Origin of the sequence: Sedimentitalea todarodis (assembly GCF_032595355.1) — a bacterium.
Lineage (GTDB): Bacteria > Pseudomonadota > Alphaproteobacteria > Rhodobacterales > Rhodobacteraceae > Sedimentitalea > Sedimentitalea todarodis.
Map to the genome: position 1 here is coordinate 232671 of NZ_JASMWN010000004.1, position 17053 is coordinate 249723.

At 61.5% G+C, this 17053-nt stretch carries 18 protein-coding genes; 6 read left to right on the plus strand and 12 right to left on the minus strand.

The features are described 5' to 3' along the window. Positions 1-24: 24 nt before the first annotated feature. The 3 genes from speB (QO231_RS07935) to QO231_RS07945 are packed head-to-tail and all read right to left on the minus strand — an operon-like array spanning position 25 to position 3110. Complete coding sequence (speB, locus tag QO231_RS07935) at positions 25-972, minus strand: agmatinase (protein ID WP_316774923.1); 948 nt, start codon at positions 970-972, stop codon at positions 25-27. Next, positions 969-1931 carry an agmatinase gene (speB, locus tag QO231_RS07940; protein ID WP_316774925.1) on the minus strand — a complete coding sequence of 321 codons (963 nt, stop codon included), beginning with the start codon at positions 1929-1931 and terminating at the stop codon, positions 969-971. Before speB (QO231_RS07940) ends, speB (QO231_RS07935) begins: the two co-directional genes overlap by 4 nt. Continuing rightward, positions 1932-3110, minus strand: a complete 1179-nt coding sequence (locus QO231_RS07945) for a M20 aminoacylase family protein (protein WP_316774927.1) — start codon at positions 3108-3110, stop codon at positions 1932-1934. Positions 3111-3172: 62 nt separating this feature from the next. On the opposite strand from QO231_RS07945, the gene mazG reads away from it, so the two are divergent. Beyond that, positions 3173-3997, plus strand: coding sequence for a nucleoside triphosphate pyrophosphohydrolase (gene mazG, locus QO231_RS07950; protein WP_316774928.1), 825 nt, complete (start codon positions 3173-3175; stop codon positions 3995-3997). On the opposite strand, the gene QO231_RS07955 is transcribed toward mazG, so the two are convergent. Continuing rightward, entirely contained in the window at positions 3966-4862 is an 897-nt protein-coding gene (locus QO231_RS07955; protein ID WP_316774929.1) for a hypothetical protein, read from the minus strand. The genes mazG and QO231_RS07955 overlap by 32 nt on opposite strands. 101 nt (positions 4863-4963) lie before the next feature. On the opposite strand from QO231_RS07955, the gene QO231_RS07960 reads away from it, so the two are divergent. Both QO231_RS07960 and QO231_RS07965 read left to right on the plus strand, forming a co-directional pair. After that, entirely contained in the window at positions 4964-5905 is a 942-nt protein-coding gene (locus tag QO231_RS07960; RefSeq protein WP_316774930.1) for a nucleoside hydrolase, read from the plus strand. A gap of 180 nt (positions 5906-6085) precedes the next feature. Further along, positions 6086-6535: a GNAT family N-acetyltransferase gene (locus QO231_RS07965; protein WP_316774932.1), complete on the plus strand. Its 450-nt coding sequence runs from the start codon at positions 6086-6088 to the stop codon at positions 6533-6535. A 36-nt stretch (positions 6536-6571) separates the two neighbouring features. Here the strand turns inward: QO231_RS07965 and QO231_RS07970 are convergent, their stop codons facing one another. The 3 genes from QO231_RS07970 to QO231_RS07980 are packed head-to-tail and all read right to left on the minus strand — an operon-like array spanning position 6572 to position 9310. Further along, on the minus strand, positions 6572-7078 hold the full coding sequence (locus QO231_RS07970; protein ID WP_316774933.1) for a GNAT family N-acetyltransferase: 507 nt from the start codon (positions 7076-7078) through the stop codon (positions 6572-6574). A gap of 17 nt (positions 7079-7095) precedes the next feature. Then, positions 7096-8373, minus strand: a complete 1278-nt coding sequence (gene eno / locus QO231_RS07975; RefSeq protein ID WP_316774935.1) for a phosphopyruvate hydratase — start codon at positions 8371-8373, stop codon at positions 7096-7098. A 13-nt stretch (positions 8374-8386) separates the two neighbouring features. Next, positions 8387-9310: a DMT family transporter gene (locus QO231_RS07980; protein WP_316774936.1), complete on the minus strand. Its 924-nt coding sequence runs from the start codon at positions 9308-9310 to the stop codon at positions 8387-8389. A gap of 146 nt (positions 9311-9456) precedes the next feature. Here QO231_RS07980 and QO231_RS07985 point away from each other — a divergent pair, with 146 nt between their 5' ends. After that, a complete protein-coding gene (locus QO231_RS07985) occupies positions 9457-10500 on the plus strand; it encodes an AbrB family transcriptional regulator (RefSeq protein ID WP_316774938.1) in 1044 nt (347 codons plus the stop codon). Here the strand turns inward: QO231_RS07985 and QO231_RS07990 are convergent. Beyond that, the gene (locus QO231_RS07990; RefSeq protein WP_316774939.1) at positions 10497-10910 is read right to left on the minus strand and encodes a Fur family transcriptional regulator; all 414 of its coding nucleotides are present in this window, start codon (positions 10908-10910) and stop codon (positions 10497-10499) included. The genes QO231_RS07985 and QO231_RS07990 overlap by 4 nt on opposite strands. A gap of 403 nt (positions 10911-11313) precedes the next feature. Between QO231_RS07990 and QO231_RS07995 the strand changes: the two genes are divergently transcribed. Next, positions 11314-12591 carry a DEAD/DEAH box helicase gene (locus QO231_RS07995; RefSeq protein WP_316774941.1) on the plus strand — a complete coding sequence of 426 codons (1278 nt, stop codon included), beginning with the start codon at positions 11314-11316 and terminating at the stop codon, positions 12589-12591. A 138-nt stretch (positions 12592-12729) separates the two neighbouring features. On the opposite strand, the gene QO231_RS08000 is transcribed toward QO231_RS07995, so the two are convergent. The 3 genes from QO231_RS08000 to QO231_RS08010 form a co-directional block, all read right to left on the minus strand. Continuing rightward, the gene (locus QO231_RS08000) at positions 12730-12951 is read right to left on the minus strand and encodes a hypothetical protein (protein WP_316774943.1); all 222 of its coding nucleotides are present in this window, start codon (positions 12949-12951) and stop codon (positions 12730-12732) included. Between the two features lie 15 nt (positions 12952-12966). Continuing rightward, positions 12967-13809, minus strand: a complete 843-nt coding sequence (locus QO231_RS08005) for a DUF533 domain-containing protein (protein ID WP_316774945.1) — start codon at positions 13807-13809, stop codon at positions 12967-12969. 115 nt (positions 13810-13924) lie between these two features. Continuing rightward, the gene (locus QO231_RS08010; RefSeq protein WP_316774947.1) at positions 13925-14638 is read right to left on the minus strand and encodes an endonuclease/exonuclease/phosphatase family protein; all 714 of its coding nucleotides are present in this window, start codon (positions 14636-14638) and stop codon (positions 13925-13927) included. Between the two features lie 113 nt (positions 14639-14751). On the opposite strand from QO231_RS08010, the gene QO231_RS08015 reads away from it, so the two are divergent. Beyond that, complete coding sequence (locus QO231_RS08015; protein ID WP_316774949.1) at positions 14752-15627, plus strand: DMT family transporter; 876 nt, start codon at positions 14752-14754, stop codon at positions 15625-15627. Here the strand turns inward: QO231_RS08015 and QO231_RS08020 are convergent. Then, entirely contained in the window at positions 15624-17042 is a 1419-nt protein-coding gene (locus QO231_RS08020; protein WP_316774951.1) for a protein adenylyltransferase SelO, read from the minus strand. The two genes, QO231_RS08015 and QO231_RS08020, sit on opposite strands and share 4 nt — an antisense overlap. Positions 17043-17053 lie beyond the last annotated feature (11 nt).

Consider the following 17053-nt stretch of genomic DNA (forward strand, 5'->3'; position numbering starts at 1 on the left):
TTCCGCTCCCGCAAACCAAACAAGTTAGCGCCGTGCGACGCCGGGCAACACGCAGAGCAGTTCATACAGCAGATTCGCCCCCGTCAGCGCCGTGTTGCCCGACGTGTCATAAGGCGGCGACACCTCGACCAGATCACAGCCTACTATATTTATGTCGGCCAGCGACCAGATCAACTCCATTGCCTGCGGCGTCGTCAACCCGCCGATTTCGGGCGTGCCGGTGCCCGGTGCGTATGAAGGATCGAGGCTGTCGATATCATAGGTCACATAGGTCGGCCTGTCACCGATATCGCGGCGAATTTCCGCCCCCAGATCCGAAAGTGAACGGTGCCAGAGGTCGCACGCCGGAAACTGCTGAAAGCCCCAGCCCTGCGCCTCGGTGAAATCCGATGCCGCATACCCGCTGCCGCGCAGGCCGATCTGATAGGTCTTGTCGGGCTGGATGAGCCCTTCTTCATAGGCACGGCGAAATACGGTCCCATGGGTTTCCCGTTCACCGAACATATCTTCGTTCACATCCGCATGGGCATCGACATGGACCAGTGCGACGGGACCATGCTTGCGGGCGATTGCGCGCAGGATCGGCAAGGTGATCGAATGGTCCCCGCCCATGGCCATCGGGATCACATCATGGGTGAGAATTGCATCGTAGCTCTCTGAAATGATCCGAAGACTATCTGCCAGCGAGAACGTATTGATGGCGAGATCACCGATATCCGCAACCTGAAGGCTCTCGAACGGGGCCGCCCCTGTCGCCATGTTGTAGGGCCGGATCATCGCGCTCTCGGCGCGGATCTGCTTGGGTCCGAACCGCGTGCCCGACCGCCAGGAGGTGCCGATATCCATCGGAATGCCGAGAATCGCGACGTCCAGCCCGTCCAACGCATTGACTGCGGGCAACCGCATGAACGTGTTTGGCCCCGAGAACCGGGCGAGGTCATTGCCGCTGATCGGTTGGTTCTTGTCGCTCATGCAAGTTTGTTCCACCCCAGGAGACACAGGATCTCGGTCGCCACATGGGCTCCGGCGATGGCGGTTGCGCCGGTGGTATCAAACGGTGGCGAGACTTCGACGACATCGCCGCCCTTGATGTTGATCCCCGCGATTTCGCGCAGGATCACCGCCACCTGCGCAGTGGTCATACCGCCCCAGACCGGGGTGCCGGTGCCGGGTGCATAGGCGGGATCGAGGCCGTCTATGTCAAAGCTGAGATAGGTGGGATGATCGCCAAGGATCGACTTGATCTTCGCCGCGACCGCCTTTGGGCCGATCTCGTGCACCTCGCGGGCGTCGATGATGTTCACACCCAGCGGATCATCGTTCACCGTGCGAATACCGACCTGTACCGAGCGCGCAGGATCGACGAGGCCGGACTTCACTGCTTTGTAGAACATCGTCCCGTGATCGACGCGCGACATGTCATCGTCGGGCCATGTGTCGGTATGGGCATCAAACTGCAGCAGCGACATCGGGCCGAACTTCTCGGCATAGGCCTTGAGAATCGGAAAGCTGATGTAGTGATCTCCGCCCAGAGTGACCGAGGCGACCCCGGCCTCCAGAATGCCACGAATATGCGCGGTCAGCCGATCGGGAAAGGCCGGAACATCCGCATAGTCAAACGCCATGTCACCATAGTCGACAATGGACAGATCGCTCAGCACATCAATGGGCCAGCCATAGGGCGGATCAAACGCCTGCAGCGCGCTGGCCTCGCGGATGGCACGCGGGCCAAGGCGGGTTCCGGGGCGGTTGGTCACCGCTTGATCAAAGGGAATGCCGGTCACCGCGATGTCGGCGCCGCTCAGGTCCTTGCTATAGCGCCGCCGCAAGAATGACGTCGCACCGCCAAAGGCGTTCTCGAATGACAATCCCCGCAGATCCTCGCGCGTAAACGCCTGATCTACTTGGGTCTTTGCGTCTTCCAGTGCCATTTATGCCCCCTCTGCCATGACCAGTGGCTGCGCCCGTTCGACCAGCCGGGCAAAGAACGATGCTCCGACCGGGGCAACCTCGTCGTTGAAATTGTACTTGGGATGATGCAGGCCCGCGGTGTCGCCCTGCCCCAGGAACAGATAGGCGCCGGGTCGTTTCAGGAGCATATAGGCAAAATCCTCTGCCCCCATCTCGCGGCCCGCATCGGCCACGACCCGGTTCTCACCCGAGATCTCGCGCGCGATGTCAGCGGCGAACCCCGCCTTATCGCTATCGTTGATCGTCGCCGGATATCCGATATCGTATCGCAGTTCTGCAGTGACGCCATAGCTCGCCGCGTGTCCGGCAACGATGGCGGTCATGCGCTCTTGCACCATCTGCTGAACACGCGGGTCAAAGGTGCGCACCGTGCCGTTGAGATAGGCCGTATCGGGGATCACGTTGTCCACGGTGCCGGTATGGATTTGCGTCACCGACACCACCAGATCGTCCAGCGCATAGTGATTTCGGCTGACGATGGTCTGGATCGCCTGCGCGATGCCACAGGCCGCGATCACCGGATCACAGGTTTCATGCGGCATGGCCCCGTGCCCCCCGACGCCTTGTATGTCGATGTGAAACGTATCCACCGCCGCCATGAGCGGGCCGGGCGTGGTGTAGAACCCCCCCGGTTCGAACCCCGGCGCATTGTGCAGCGCATAGACTTCGGAAATGTCGAAACGATCCAGGATGCCTTCCTGTACCATGACATCTGCGCCGCCCCCGGACTCTTCGGCCGGCTGAAAGATCAGCGCAACGCGGCCCGCGAATCTCCGGGTTTCCGCCAGGTAGCGCGCCGCGCCCAGCAGCATCGTGGTGTGTCCGTCATGACCGCAGGCGTGCATCTTGCCTGGATGGGTGCTGGCATAGTCGACTTCGGTTTCCTCGTGAATTGGCAGCGCATCAAAGTCCGCGCGCAACCCGATGGTCGGTCCCGGCTCACTGCCCTCGATCAGCGCCACGATCCCCGTCTGCGCAATCCCCTCGTGCACTGCATCAACGCCAAATTCCCGCAACCGCTCGGCAATGAATGCGGCGGTCTTGGGACAATCGAACCCCAGTTCGGGAATGGTATGGAGATGCCGTCGCCATTCTGTCATGTCCGCCGAAAAATCGGCGATGCGGTTCACAATGGGCATGGGCTGGACTCCTGTCTCGCGGGGTGGATGATGCATCTGACACAAGAACAAAGGCCGCCGCAATGCCCGATGATCCGTTGATCCATGACCAGACTGCAGGAATCGAGCGGCTGCTTGAAATCATGCGCCGCCTTCGGGATCCTGCAACCGGTTGTCCGTGGGATATCGAACAGGATTTTGCCTCGATTGCCCCCTACACGATCGAAGAGGCGTATGAGGTTGCCGACGCCATCGACCGGGGTGCCTGGGACGAGATGGAGGGCGAATTGGGCGACCTGTTGTTGCAGACCGTCTATCACACACAGATGGGCGAAGAGGCCGGGCATTTCGACTTTCAATCGGTGGTGCGCGCGATCTCGGACAAGATGGTGGCGCGGCATCCGCATGTATTTGGCGAGGAGTCCCGCGACAAGTCGGCCGAGCAGCAGACCGCCGATTGGGAGGCAATCAAGGCCGCGGAACGGGCGGGCAAGGCACAACAGGGCACGCTGGACGGTGTCGCGGTGGGCTTGCCTGCATTGCTGCGGGCCCACAAGCTGCAGAAACGCGCCGCACGTGTCGGGTTTGACTGGCCGGATGCGTCGCATGTGCTGGACAAGATCACCGAAGAAGCCGCCGAACTGACCGAGGCGCAGGAGCAGATGGAGGCGGATCAGGTCGAAGAGGAATTTGGCGATCTGCTGTTTGTCATGGCCAACCTCGCCCGTCATCTTGGTATCGAACCGGAGGCGGCACTGCGCCGCGCCAATGCCAAGTTCACCCGTCGCTTTCAGGGTGTCGAGGCAAAACTGGCGGAACAGGGAAAATCTCCGCAAGACAGCGATCTGGCCGAGATGGATGCGCTCTGGGATGCCGTCAAACGGGATGAGTGGTCGGCTGAAAGCTGATCCCCTCCAGTTCGCTCAACCGCGCGATATCCATGTCATAACGCGCCTGCAATTCCCGCCGCTCGGCCTCGGGAAACGCCGCGAATCCCGTCCGGTCGGTTTTTTCCAAATTGTCCTGCAAGATGCCCTGCCAGACCCTGCGGGGGAGCGTTTCGCCCGCCCGATACCGCGCCTGCAAGGCCTCAAGCGCCGCGTCGGTCGCGCTCTGGTTCACGGTGCGGGACGGCTCGACCAGAACCTCGCCAACAAGGCCCGGCACCAGTCGTTTCAGCAACGCGCAACTGCTGCCACGCCCCTCATAGGGCAGTACGGTGAGCGTTTCCGCACCGAGCGTGTCGCGCATCTCGCTCAGCAATTCAGGCCAGCCTCGGTCGATCGCCAAGAAATTCGGCACGATCTCTGAAAACGGAACAACCGGGTTATCTTCGGCCCGCTTGCGATAGGCCGAGACAAAGAGGTCCGCGTAGGATCGAACGACATACAGCACGTGCACCGGCGGGGCCTCCAGCGCACCGGCCAGTGACAGAAACCGTTTGCGCGACGCAGGAAAGAACTGGCCTTGATAGAAATGCAGCATCGGGCCGGGAATGTTCTCTTCCGACAGGATCAGGCCCCGCCCCGCTTCCGGGCTGAGCGCCGCCAGCACATCCCGCGCCTGTTCCGCGTATTGGGGTATGCGCTTTTCTCCATGGCGCCGGCGGGGCAGCGGAAGGCGCAAATTGCCACCCTGCACCCCATCGCGCCCCGGATAGGCGATGTCATAACCGTGCCGATCCAGCACCGCGCGATTCTCGTGCAGGCACAGCTGAAACGAACTGGTTCCGGTGCGATGCGCACCTGCATGGATCAGAACGGGCTTTGTCATGGGCGCGAAGATGGGCGAAGCCGCGTCAGCGTGCAATCGGCTTCTGGACAAATTCGGGCCGCCTTGACACTCTCTGTGTCTGGCAGATGCAAGAGGCAGACATGGGCGCATGCAAGATCATCATCGACACCGACCCCGGACAGGACGATGCGGTGGCAATATTGCTGGCGCTGGCCAGCCCGGATGAAATCGAGGTACTGGGCATCACCGCCGTTGCCGGAAACGTGCCGCTGGCGCTGACCGCCAGGAACGCCCGCATCGTCTGTGAACTGGCCGGACGGACGGATGTACCGGTTTATGCGGGCTGTGACCGGCCGCTTGGCCGCCCACTTGTCACGGCCGAGCATGTGCATGGCAAGACCGGGCTGAACGGGCCCGTCCTTCCCGACCCGACCATGCCCTTGCAGCAGGATCATGCGGTTGATTTCATCATCCAGACCTTGCGCAGCGAAGACAGCGGCGCGGTGACGCTTTGCCCGCTGGGTCCGCTCACCAACATCGCGATGGCCTTTGAGAAAGCGCCTGACATCGTGGGCCGCGTGGCGGAAATCGTGCTGATGGGCGGGGCCTATTTCGAGGTCGGAAACATCACGCCTGCGGCAGAATTCAACATTTACGTCGACCCGCAAGCGGCTGATATCGTGCTCAAATCCGGCGCCGAAATCACAGTGATGCCGCTGGATGTCACGCACAAGGCGCTGGTGACGCGCGCGCGCAACGATGCCTTCCGCGCCCTTGGCACGCGGGTCGGGACGGCGGTTGCCGACATGACCGACTTTTTCGAGCGGTTTGACAAGGAAAAATACGGTACCGCTGGCGCGCCACTGCATGATCCCTGTGTCACGGCCTATCTGATCCGGCCCGACCTGTTCACCGGACGGCATGTAAATGTCGAGATCGAAACGCGGTCGGAACTGACGATGGGAATGACGGTCGCCGACTGGTGGCGTGTCACCGACCGCGCCCCCAATGCCATGTTCATGGGTGACCTCGATGCGGACGGGTTCTTTGATCTGCTCACCGAACGCCTCGGGCGGCTGTGATCCGCGCATCGACGGATCAAACCCGCCATTTGCGACGTCCGGGGGTGCACCTGCCGCGATTTCCGCCGTAAGAGGGACGCGAACCGACCGGAAGGAACAGCTTCCGACAACAAACCAACCCGTGCCATCGCCATACACTCTAACTATTGAGACCGTCAGCACGGAACCGAAAGCAGGCCCATGAGCGCAGCACTCCACCTTGCCAAACCCGATGATCTGGACCGTCTGACCGCTCTGGTCGCCGCCTTTCACGCAGAACAGGGGATTGATCAGACCGATGCAGCACGCGAGGCCGGTCTCGCCCCATTGCTTGAAGGTATCCCACATGGGGCGGCCTATTTGATTGGCCCCGCCCGTGCGCCGATCGGGTATGTGATTGTCACTTTTGGCTGGTCGGTTGAATTTGGCGGCATGGATGCGTTCATCGATGAACTCTATCTGCGACGCGCCGTGCGTCGGCGCGGCATTGCCACCGAAGTGCTGATCAGCCTGCCCAAAGCGCTTGGGGATGCCGGAGTGAAAGGCTTGCATCTGGAAGTCGACCGCGAAGACGAAGCCGCCCAAAGGCTCTACGCCCGCGCCGGATTCCGCGCGCGGGAACGCTACATGCTGATGAGCCGAAAACTATAGCCATCAGGCAAAGCAGATGGGACTGGCGTTACCGGTTCAAAGACGCATCTCAAAGAACAGCAGCAACCCGTCAGCGATCTCCGGCACATCGTAATACGGGCCGCGAAGCTCGAATCCGAGCGACAGGTACAACTGTGTCGCCGCCTTGAGCGGCTTTCCCGTATCCATCCGGATCATTTCAAATCCATCCGCACGGCACTGGTCGATCAGCGCGGTCATGATGGCACGCCCTGCCCCTGTGCCGCGTGCCGCATCGGTGACATAGACGCGTTTGATTTCGGCAACGCCAGGTTCCAGCGTGCGGCTCATCCCGCAGCCAACCGATTCGCCGTCTTTCAAGGCCAACTTGACCGACCCGTGCGGCGGTGCACTGTCGCGGGTCAGGTTTTCCATCAGATCGGCATAGACATCATGCGGATAGAACGTCCGGATGATCCGGGCGTTTTCAGCATCAAAGGTCAACAGAAAGTCGCGATACGCCCAGCAAAGCTGCCGGACCGCGTCCAACTGCTCTGCTGTGGTCGCATCTATAACCTTGATCATCAAAGCAATACCGGACCTCAGCCGCGCAGCACCGACCGGCCCGCGAATTCCGCGACTTCGCCCAAGGATTCCTCGATGCGGATCAGCTGATTGTATTTCGCCAACCGATCCGAACGTGCCAGCGAGCCGGTCTTGATCTGCCCGCAGTTGGTGGCGACGGCGAGGTCGGCGATGGTGGCGTCTTCGGTTTCGCCCGAGCGGTGACTCATCACGTTGGTAAAGCCGGCGCGGTGGGCCATGTCGACGGCCTTCAGCGTTTCGGTCAGGCTGCCGATCTGGTTCACCTTGACCAGCATCGAATTGGCACAGCCCTGGCTGATGCCTTCGGCCAGCCGCGCCGGGTTGGTCACAAAGAGATCGTCGCCGACCAGTTGCACCTTGTCGCCAAGCGCCTCGGTCAGGGCCTTCCAGCCATCCCAGTCATCTTCGGACATGCCGTCCTCGATCGAGATGATCGGATAGTCGGCAACCAGCGCCGCGAGGTAGTCGACGTTTTCATCTGAACTGAGCGTCTTGCCCTCGCCCGCCATCTCGTATTTGCCGTCCTTGAAATACTCGGTCGCGGCACAATCCATCGCCAGATAGATGTCGTCACCCGGCGCATAGCCTGCCTTTTCGATGGATTTCAGCACGAAATCCAGCGCGTCGCGGGTGCTGCCCAGTTCCGGGGCAAAGCCGCCTTCGTCGCCGAGACCCGTGGACATGCCCGCCGCCGACAGCTCTTTCTTCAGCGTGTGAAACACTTCGGAACCCATGCGCACCGCGTCGCGGATGTTGGTCGCGCTGACCGGCATGATCATGAATTCCTGAATGTCGATCGGGTTGTCGGCATGTTCACCACCGTTGATGATGTTCATCATCGGCACCGGCAACAGCCGTGCGGATGTGCCCCCGACATAACGGAACAACGGTTGCGCCGTGAAATCCGCCGCCGCCTTGGCGACCGCAAGGCTGACCCCCAGGATGGCGTTCGCGCCCAACCGGCTCTTGTTCTCGGTGCCGTCGAGTTCGATCATCGTGCTGTCTATGGCGACTTGTTCGGTCGCGTCGAATCCGACCAGTTCCTCGGCAATCTCGCCATTCACTGCGGCGACCGCTTCCAGCACGCCCTTGCCCATGTATCGGGCCTTGTCCCCGTCACGCCGCTCGACCGCCTCGTATGCGCCGGTGGAGGCGCCGGACGGCACCGCCGCGCGGCCCATTGTCCCGTCTTCCAGAATGACGTCCACTTCGACGGTCGGGTTGCCCCGGCTGTCCAGAATTTCGCGGGCATGGATATCGATTATCGTGCTCATGTGGGCCTGTCCCTCAAATGGATTTGGGCGTTTCATACCCGTGGGATGCCGCAAGGGAAAGAGACACTTGCCGGGCAAGGCGCAGTTTGCGCTCCCGCCAGAGCGTATAGATACCCGACCCGACGATGATCGCCGCACCGATCAGCATCGGCATGTCCGGTGTTTCATGAAAGACGAACACCCCGACAATCAGAGCAAAGATCAGGCGACTATAGCGGAACGGTGTCACAAACGAGACTTCGCCCACCCGCATCGCGGCGACGATGGCATAGTAAGAGGCGACACCCATCACGACGGCCCCCACGATCAAGCCCCAATCCGGTGCCGCTGGCATGACAACGCCCTGCTGGCTGTAAAACGACAATAGGATCGCTGCCGGGATCAGGGTAAGAAACGCCAGGAAACTGAGTTGAAACGACGAGGTGGCGCGCGGCACGTTGCGCGTGGCCAGATCCCTCAAGGCCAGTCCGACCACGCCCATGACCGCAAGGAGAGACAGCGGATCAAACGCCTCCATGCCTGGCCGGATGATCAGCAAGACTCCGGCAAATCCCGCCAGGATCGCACTCCATCGCCGCCAACCGACGGGTTCGTGAAAAAACAGCGCCGCCCCGAGCGTTACCGCCAGCGGCGTTGCCTGCAGGATCGCAGAAGCCGACGAAATCGGCGTCAGCACGATGGCCGAGACAAAGCCAACCGTGCCGATCAATTCGCCGAAGTTTCGCAGCATGACCGTCACACTGAGTGCGGCGCGCGGAAATAAGGCCTCGCGCCGCAGCAAGGTCAGGGCGGCAAAGACACTGGCCCCGCCCAGACCGAGCATTCCGATGATCTGCCAGGTGGGAAACGCGTCGGCAAGCAGCTTGACGAACATATCCTCGATGGCAAAGCCAAGCATCGCCAGCGTCATCAACGCCGCACCGCGCAGATTTTCCATGTCACTCACTTTCGGGAATCAGGGTTACCAATTGCCTCTGTCGCAAATCCAGCGCCGCCGCAAGGTGGGGTTGCAAGCGCTGCATGGCACCTCTGCAAACCATGCCCTCAATTGTGAAGCCTCCGTTGCGATGATAGGCACGCCTCATGCCAGCCAGCCTGACCATGAACCCGGCAATGACGACACTGCTGACGATCCTTGTCGGACTCTGTGGTGCCTGCGTTGCCTATCTTCTGTCATTCCCGGCCTGGGTCCTGCTGGGCCCTGCTCTCGCGAGCAGCATCGCAAGTCTGTGGGGATTGCCACTGGCGATTGCGCCCCTGGTCCGCGACATCTGTTTCGTGATCCTGGGATTGGGAATCGGCGCCGGGTTTGATCCGCAGACCGGCGGCGCTCTTTTGCGCTGGCCAATGGCCTTTGCGGTACTGGCCATGGCGCTGGTGGTGACCATGATCCTCTGCCGCACGGTGCTGACGCGCGGGTTCGGCTTTGACAGGCGCAGTGCCACACTTGCGGCGGCCCCCGGCCATCTCAGCTTTGTTCTGGGTCTTGCGACCGATCTGAACATCGACGTCGCGCGGATTGCCGTAGTGCAATCGATCCGGCTCTTGTTCCTGACCATTTCCGTGCCATTCATCGCGGTTGCCATGGGGTACGAGTTCTCCAAGCTGGTCCTGTCCGGTGATGGCCCGTTGCCGATGATCTCACTTGCGGGTCTGGTGGCGGCCTCGGTTTGTGTCGGCCTCCTGTTCAGCCGCCTGAACTTTCCCGCACCCCTGCTGCTGGCCGCTATGGCAGTGTCCGCTCTTGGCCACGTCACCGAAGTCACGTCAGGTGCCGTGCCGCAAGAGTTGTTGGGCCCGGCATTCCTGGTGCTTGGCACGATGATCGGCACGCGCTTTGCCGGGATGACCCGCGCGCAATTCTTGGGGTCTCTACTGGCGGGGCTGAGCACAACTCTGGTCGCTGTCGCCGTCACGACGGTTGCGGCGGTGCCCGTTGCCATGGCTCTTGGAATGCCGACGGCGCATGTGCTCGCGGCGTTTGCGCCCGGCGGCCTGGAAACGATGATTGCCCTTGGCGCAACGATGGCCGCCAGCCCCGGCTTTGTCGTCGCCTGTCACGTCGCGCGGTTGCTGATCCTGATCGTCCTGATTCCGCTGTTGCTCGGCCGCCGAGCGCGCAGCTAGTCTTTGCGGGTGGGCACTCCGTAGAGTTCCAGCTTGTGTCCGCGCAGCTCGTAGCCCAGTTTGGCCGCGATCTTTTCCTGCAATGCCTCGATCTCGGGATCGACAAATTCGATCACTTCGCCCGAGTTCATGTCAATCAGGTGATCGTGGTGATCCCGCTCCGCATCCTCGTATCGGGCGCGGCCATCACCAAATTCGAGTCGGTCAAGAATGCCCGCCTCTTCAAACAACTTGACGGTGCGATAGACCGTGGCGATCGAGATACCCGCATCCAGCCCACTGGCCCGCGCATAGAGTTCTTCCACATCCGGATGGTCATTGCTGTCTTCCAGCACCTGCGCGATGATCCGCCTCTGCCCGGTCATCCGCAGGCCCTTGGCCTCGCAACGGGTGATGATCGTATCTGTCATGTCTGTCCTTCTCGGCGCCGGCGTCGCGGCGGGTTTAGAACATCCCGGCGTGCAGGAAAAGGGAAAGCCGTTCCCAATCTTGCAGCAAATCACACCGTCACGCCAATGCCGTTTCTCACCTTCCGGGTTGACTTGCAGCGCAGAAGCCCTCATGTGGCACTCAAGCGTTATCTTCTGCCGCGTGAGCAGGAAAGATCGAGAGCGGACTTCTCCGCCCGGCCACAAGACGGCCCGAATGCAAGATAGCGATACCGTGTTCCCAAAATCACGCGTGGGGCCAAACGCGCCGGACCAGTCCGTTTGCGGCATGCAGCCGTCGGACCAAGAGGGTCGGCGCTCCCCATTGTGGCCACGGACGTGGCCAGACGACAGGCCTGCGCTGTGCAGGTCGAAAGGAAATGAATTGAGCGATTTTGATATGATGGGCCTGCCCGCAAAACTGGTGGCACGCCTTGCGGATATGGGTATTACCGATCCGACACCGATCCAGAAACAAGCTATCCCCCATGCGCTGAACGGTCGCGACGTGATGGGTCTGGCGCAGACCGGTACCGGCAAGACGGCGGCCTTTGGCCTGCCTCTGGTCACCCGGATGCTGGAGTTTGGCAAGAAGCCAGAAAAATACACAGTACGTGGCCTCGTGCTTGCTCCGACCCGCGAGTTGGCCGGGCAGATCGCCCAGAACCTGCGGGCGATGTGCGAAAACACGCCGCTCAAGGTTGGCATGGTGGTTGGCGGACAGTCAATCAATGCCCAGATTTCGCGGCTTGAGCGTGGCACCGATCTTTTGGTCGCGACACCCGGACGATTGATCGACCTGATGGACCGCCGCGCCCTGACGCTGGAAACCTGCAGCTTTCTGGTGCTGGACGAGGCCGACCAGATGCTGGACCTCGGCTTTATCCATGCGCTGCGCAAGATCGCGGCGATGCTGCCCAAAGAGCGGCAGACCATGCTCTTCTCGGCGACCATGAACAAGCAGATGAACGAAATCGCGCAAAGCTATCTCGATCGCCCGATCCGCGTAGAGGTGTCACCGCCGGGCAAAGCGGCCGACAAGGTCACGCAGGAGGTTCATTTCATCGCCAAGGCGGAAAAGACCAACCTGCTGATCGAGCTCCTGAACAAGCACAAGGACGAGCGCGCATTGGTCTTTGGCCGGACCAAGCATGGATCCGAAAAGCTGATGAAGCTGCTCGAAAAGCGCGGCTTTTCAACCGCCTCCATCCACGGCAACAAGAGCCAGGGCCAGCGTGACCGCGCCATCACCGCGTTCAAGGCGGGTGACATCAAGGTTCTGGTGGCCACGGATGTGGCGGCGCGTGGGCTCGACATTCCGGATGTGAAACACGTCTATAATTTTGACCTGCCCAACGTGCCCGACAACTATGTGCACCGCATCGGCCGCACCGCGCGCGCCGGCAAGGATGGCGCGGCTATCGCGTTTTGCGCACCCGACGAGATGGGCGAATTCAAGGCCATTCAAAAGACCATGGGCACCACAATCCCCGTGGCCTCCGGTCGCCCGTGGGCGCCAAGCGAGGAAGAAAGCAAGCCGAAACAAGGCCGTGGTGGTCCACGCCGTCACGGTGGTGGCAACGCAGCCGGCAAACCCGGAGGCGGTCAGCGCCGCCGCAGGCCGAACCGCAGCAAGGGCGGCGGGCAAAAATCCGCAGCTTGACCCGAGCGGACTGAAACCGAACGACCGGGGCCACCGCTCCGGTCGTTCCGTTTTGACGATAGAGCCGCGCGCGGTCCATGTGAACGTGCTGTGCCTTGACCACCTCTTCCGACAGCTCGAGCGGTCAAGAAAGATCGCCTAGAGCGAATCCAACCGGATCTCCACCAAGGCCAATGGATAAACCTGTACGGCCTGTCCTGGTCGTGTCGCCTTTGCCAGTGACGCTACGTCGATCGGCGCCGCAAGTTCTCGCAGAACCAGTTCCCCGTGTTCCGCGTCGGTATCCGCCCCATCCCCATCCGTTCCGTGAAACAGCCGCCGCGATCGGGCGAACCCGACCGCGACCTTGGCCAATGTCATAAGGAGGGCCATGGATCAGGAATAGAGCGGCTGAGTCCCCATCTGCAGATGCAGCGCATTCACGGCCTGCTGGTTCAGACCAAGGGCGCGCGCGAGACTGTCCAGATATTCGGCCTCGGACTGACGATCCAGACGGATCGACATCAGGGACATGGAATAGACCTGCGCCTTGAGCGGCTCAGGCGTGTCCGCGGCCAGCGATTCGACATCCACGGGCGCCGCCAGCTGGGCGCGCACGAAGGCGATGTCGTCTGCATTTGCATCGGTGCCGACGGTTTCCATGATCTTGGCCTGTTCGTCGGAATCGATCTCTCCATCTGCCTTCGCCGCCTGAATCATCGCGCGCAGCATGAGGCCCGCGACCTCTTCGGCCTGGGGTGCGGTCTGGGAGGTGTCGAACTGGTCGATCATTGCGCCGGCACTCTGGCCGCTCATCGCAGCGGCTCCGCCCAGTGCGGCCAACACCCCAGCCAGCCCCGGACCACCATCAGGCTTGCTGGACAGCAGACCACCCTTTTCGCCCGCAGCCGCAGACCCGCCGCCAGTCAGGGCCGACAGGTCAAAACCGGCCTGCGACGCCATCTTTGAGATCATGTCCTGCATGTTTCCCATGCCGCCGCCCTTGGTCATCTGGGCGATCATGTCCTGTACGCCGCCCATCCCGGACCCGCTGCCCATCTTCGCCATCATGTCCTGCATGTTACCCATACCGGGTGCCTGATCCGCCTGTGCATCGTCTGGCGCGATCTGGGCACCACCAAACAGGGCGCCGACGCCTCCACCGCCAGACATCTTGTCCACGCCTCGTGCCGTCGCATATCCGATCGCCAGCTTTGCCAGTGTTCCCATCAGACTCATGTTGGTCTCCCCATCTATTTCAATTTGCTAAAACTACGGGTCACACCGTGACAGAAGTTTGCGGCCTGTGAAGGGGAAATATTCACAATTTCTGGCGCTGGCGCGCAGGTCAGCCCTATTCGGCGGCCAAATCCACCCAGATTGGCAGGTGATCGGATGCAATATGCGCCGGACGTTCGTCATAGACACCATGCCGTGCCGCAACCAGACCGGCACTCAGCGCGATTCTGTCGAGCGGTCCCATCGGGCGCGGCGACGGAAAGCTGGGACGCGGGGGAAGAAACTGCATCTTCGGCGCGCACTGATCCAGCACCGGGAGGCGCGACCATTCGTTGAAGTCACCGGCCCAGATCGTGGACATCTCGGGGAGTTCTCCTGACATTTCCGCCAGGTGTCGTACCTGTCTGCGGCGATACTGGCCGATCAGCCCCAGATGCACCCCAATCACCCTGATGGGTCCCAACGGCGTTTCGAACTCGGCCCGAATCGCTCCGCGCGGCTCAAGTCCCGGCAGCGTCATCTGCCCGATGTCCTTCAGCGCAACGCGCAATCCGCGCCAGATAATGGCGTTGCCATGCCAACCCAGCGAGCCCGCCCCACCCAGATCGGCAATCTGCCATCCAGCCTCATGCAGAACAAAATGCGGCAACGCTGCGGGCCGGGGCGGCAACCGCTTGTCAGCCTCTTGCAGTACCGCGATTTCGGCCCCCAGCCCGTCCAGAACCTGCAGAATGCGGCGGGGTTGCCGGCGCAAATCAAGGCCGACGCACTTCTGGATATTGTAACTGGCCAATCGCAGGCAGTTGGAGGCGGGCGCGTCTGGTTTCATGCTGGGGCCGAGGCTGCTACATCACCCCTCTATTGCGGTGTTCGAGCCGGAACCGCAAGCCCGCGCCGACAAGGATGCTTGACTTGTGAACCAACCACCCGTCCTTTGGACCAATGAATCAAAAGCGCAGCATTGACGGATTTGGGGCGGCGGCGCTCATCGGGTTCGCCGCAATCCTTGCGTTCAACCAGGTCGTGATCAAGGTCACCGGAGGTGGATTTGGTCCGGTCTTTCAAGCAGGGTTGCGCTCTGTCGGTGCGACCGTTTTCCTGCTGATCTGGATGCGGGCGCGTGGCCAGGGCCTGACCCCGCCATCGGGAACGGCGGTTTGGGGCGTTGTCTCTGGCTTCATTTTTTCTTTCGAATTCATATGTATATACATCGCACTTGATCTGACAACCGTGTCGCGCGCTTCGATCCTGTTCTATTCGATGCCGGTCTGGGTGGCGATTGGGGGGCACCTGCTGCTACCCGGCGAACGGCTAACACCCATCCGCATGGCAGGCCTCTTTCTTGCGCTCTGTGGCGTGGCATTGGCGGTGGCGGATCGCAGCAGCGGCGCCGCCAACATCTGGGGCGATTTGCTGGCGCTCGGGGCGGCATTGGGGTGGGCGGCGATTGCCCTCATGGTCCGGGTGACACCGATGCAGCAGATGCGCCCGGAGACCCAACTGCTCTGTCAGGTGGCCGTGTCCGCAGTGGTTCTACTGGCGCTTGCACCGCTCTTTGGTCCGCTGATCCGCGATCCACAGGCGATTCACTATGCCGGTCTGGCGTTTCAGGCCTTTATTGTTGTCGGGCTGGGTTATCTCATGTGGTTTTGGCTGATGACCATCTATCAGGCCAACAGCGTGACCTCTTTTTCCTTCTTGTCACCCGTGCTCGCCGTGCTGTTTGGCTGGCTGATTCTCGGGGAGACCATCGGGCCGCAGATCTGGGGTGCGCTGGCACTGGTCGCCGTCGGAATCACCCTGATCAACCGCCGCTAGGTGCCACAGAAGGTTGCGGGCACCACTTCGTCCGGTTCAGGCGGCCGCGCCAGATCTGCGTGCTCTGGCTGATCATCATAAGGACTGGCGAGAACCGTGTTGAGCCTGTGAAACAAGGTAAAGTCACCCTCGACCGCCGCCTCGATCATCTGCTCGATCCGGTGATTGCGCGGGATGAAGGCCGGATTCGCCCGTCGCATCACGGCGGTCGGGTCCTGCTCGTCTTTAAGACGTGCCTGCCACGCCGATTGCCAGCCATCAAACGCGGTGGGGTCGGTGAACTGATCGCGCGCAGCATCAGTCGCCAAAGCACGGAACGTATTGGTAAAATCAGCCTGGTTTTCCGCCATCCGCGACAGCAAATCACTGATCAAGCCGGCATCTTCTGGCCGCGCATCGGTCAATCCGATCTTGGCGCCGAACCCGGCCAGCCAATGCTGACGGATCATGCCAGGCATCGCATGCACGATCTCGGTCGCATTCTCGACCGCCGCTTCGCGATCCTCCATTTGCTGGATCAGTGCGGTGGCAAGCTGTGCCAGGTTCCAGACCGCGATATCGGGTTGATTGCTATAGGCATAACGCCCCATCCGATCGATCGAGCTGAACACCGTCGATGCGTCGTAGACGTCCATGAAGGCACAGGGACCATAGTCGATGGTTTCTCCCGAAATCGCGCAATTGTCGGTATTCATCACACCGTGGATGAACCCGACGCACATCCATCCAGCGATCAGCCGCGCCTGCGCATCGCGCACGGCCGACAGGAGCCCTATTGGCCCTTCCGCATCGGGATAGTGACGCGCGATCGCATAATCCGTCAACCGCTTCAGGCTGTTGGCATCGCTTCGCGCCGCAAAGATCTGAAAGGTGCCGACGCGCAGGTGGCTCGCGGCGACGCGGGTCAGGACCGCGCCGGGCATCGGCCCCTCGCGATAGACCGGCTCGCCGGTTTCAACCGCGGCCAGCGCGCGGGTCGTCGGGATGCCGAGTGCATGCATTGCCTCGCTGACCACATATTCACGCAGCACCGGGCCCAACCATGCGCGCCCGTCACCGCCCCGCGAATAGGGTGTACGCCCTGATCCCTTGAGCTGGATATCGCGGCGCACGCCGTCGGTGCCGACGGTTTCGCCCAGCAACACCGCCCGCCCGTCGCCAAGCTGCGGATTGTACTGGCCAAACTGGTGGCCGGAATACAGTTGCGAGATCGGTGTCGCGCCGTCAGGCAGTGTGTTTCCTGCGAATACCTGCGCCATGTCCTCGGCTTCGCCCGGTGCGATTCCCATCAGCGTTGCAAGATCGGTATTGAACGCGATCAGCCTTGGCGCTTTGACCGGGCTTGGTGGTTGCGCGGAAAAGAATGCGCCCGGCAGGCGCGCATAACTGTTGTCAAAGGGGATGCTAAGGGTCATGACTCCTACAT

Excerpts from the sequence above, each read along its gene's own strand:
- speB (WP_316774923.1), bottom strand. The coding sequence starts at position 972 with ATGAGCGACAAGAACCAACCGATCAGCGGCAATGACCTCGCCCGGTTC.
- speB (WP_316774925.1), bottom strand. The coding sequence starts at position 1,931 with ATGGCACTGGAAGACGCAAAGACCCAAGTAGATCAGGCGTTTACGCGC.
- QO231_RS07945 (WP_316774927.1), bottom strand. The coding sequence starts at position 3,110 with ATGCCCATTGTGAACCGCATCGCCGATTTTTCGGCGGACATGACAGAA.
- mazG (WP_316774928.1), top strand. The coding sequence starts at position 3,173 with ATGCCCGATGATCCGTTGATCCATGACCAGACTGCAGGAATCGAGCGG.
- QO231_RS07955 (WP_316774929.1), bottom strand. The coding sequence starts at position 4,862 with ATGACAAAGCCCGTTCTGATCCATGCAGGTGCGCATCGCACCGGAACC.
- QO231_RS07960 (WP_316774930.1), top strand. The coding sequence starts at position 4,964 with ATGGGCGCATGCAAGATCATCATCGACACCGACCCCGGACAGGACGAT.
- QO231_RS07965 (WP_316774932.1), top strand. The coding sequence starts at position 6,086 with ATGAGCGCAGCACTCCACCTTGCCAAACCCGATGATCTGGACCGTCTG.
- QO231_RS07970 (WP_316774933.1), bottom strand. The coding sequence starts at position 7,078 with ATGATCAAGGTTATAGATGCGACCACAGCAGAGCAGTTGGACGCGGTC.
- eno (WP_316774935.1), bottom strand. The coding sequence starts at position 8,373 with ATGAGCACGATAATCGATATCCATGCCCGCGAAATTCTGGACAGCCGG.
- QO231_RS07980 (WP_316774936.1), bottom strand. The coding sequence starts at position 9,310 with ATGGAAAATCTGCGCGGTGCGGCGTTGATGACGCTGGCGATGCTTGGC.
- QO231_RS07985 (WP_316774938.1), top strand. The coding sequence starts at position 9,457 with ATGCCAGCCAGCCTGACCATGAACCCGGCAATGACGACACTGCTGACG.
- QO231_RS07990 (WP_316774939.1), bottom strand. The coding sequence starts at position 10,910 with ATGACAGATACGATCATCACCCGTTGCGAGGCCAAGGGCCTGCGGATG.
- QO231_RS08000 (WP_316774943.1), bottom strand. The coding sequence starts at position 12,951 with ATGACATTGGCCAAGGTCGCGGTCGGGTTCGCCCGATCGCGGCGGCTG.
- QO231_RS08005 (WP_316774945.1), bottom strand. The coding sequence starts at position 13,809 with ATGAGTCTGATGGGAACACTGGCAAAGCTGGCGATCGGATATGCGACG.
- QO231_RS08010 (WP_316774947.1), bottom strand. The coding sequence starts at position 14,638 with ATGAAACCAGACGCGCCCGCCTCCAACTGCCTGCGATTGGCCAGTTAC.
- QO231_RS08015 (WP_316774949.1), top strand. The coding sequence starts at position 14,752 with ATGAATCAAAAGCGCAGCATTGACGGATTTGGGGCGGCGGCGCTCATC.
- QO231_RS08020 (WP_316774951.1), bottom strand. The coding sequence starts at position 17,042 with ATGACCCTTAGCATCCCCTTTGACAACAGTTATGCGCGCCTGCCGGGC.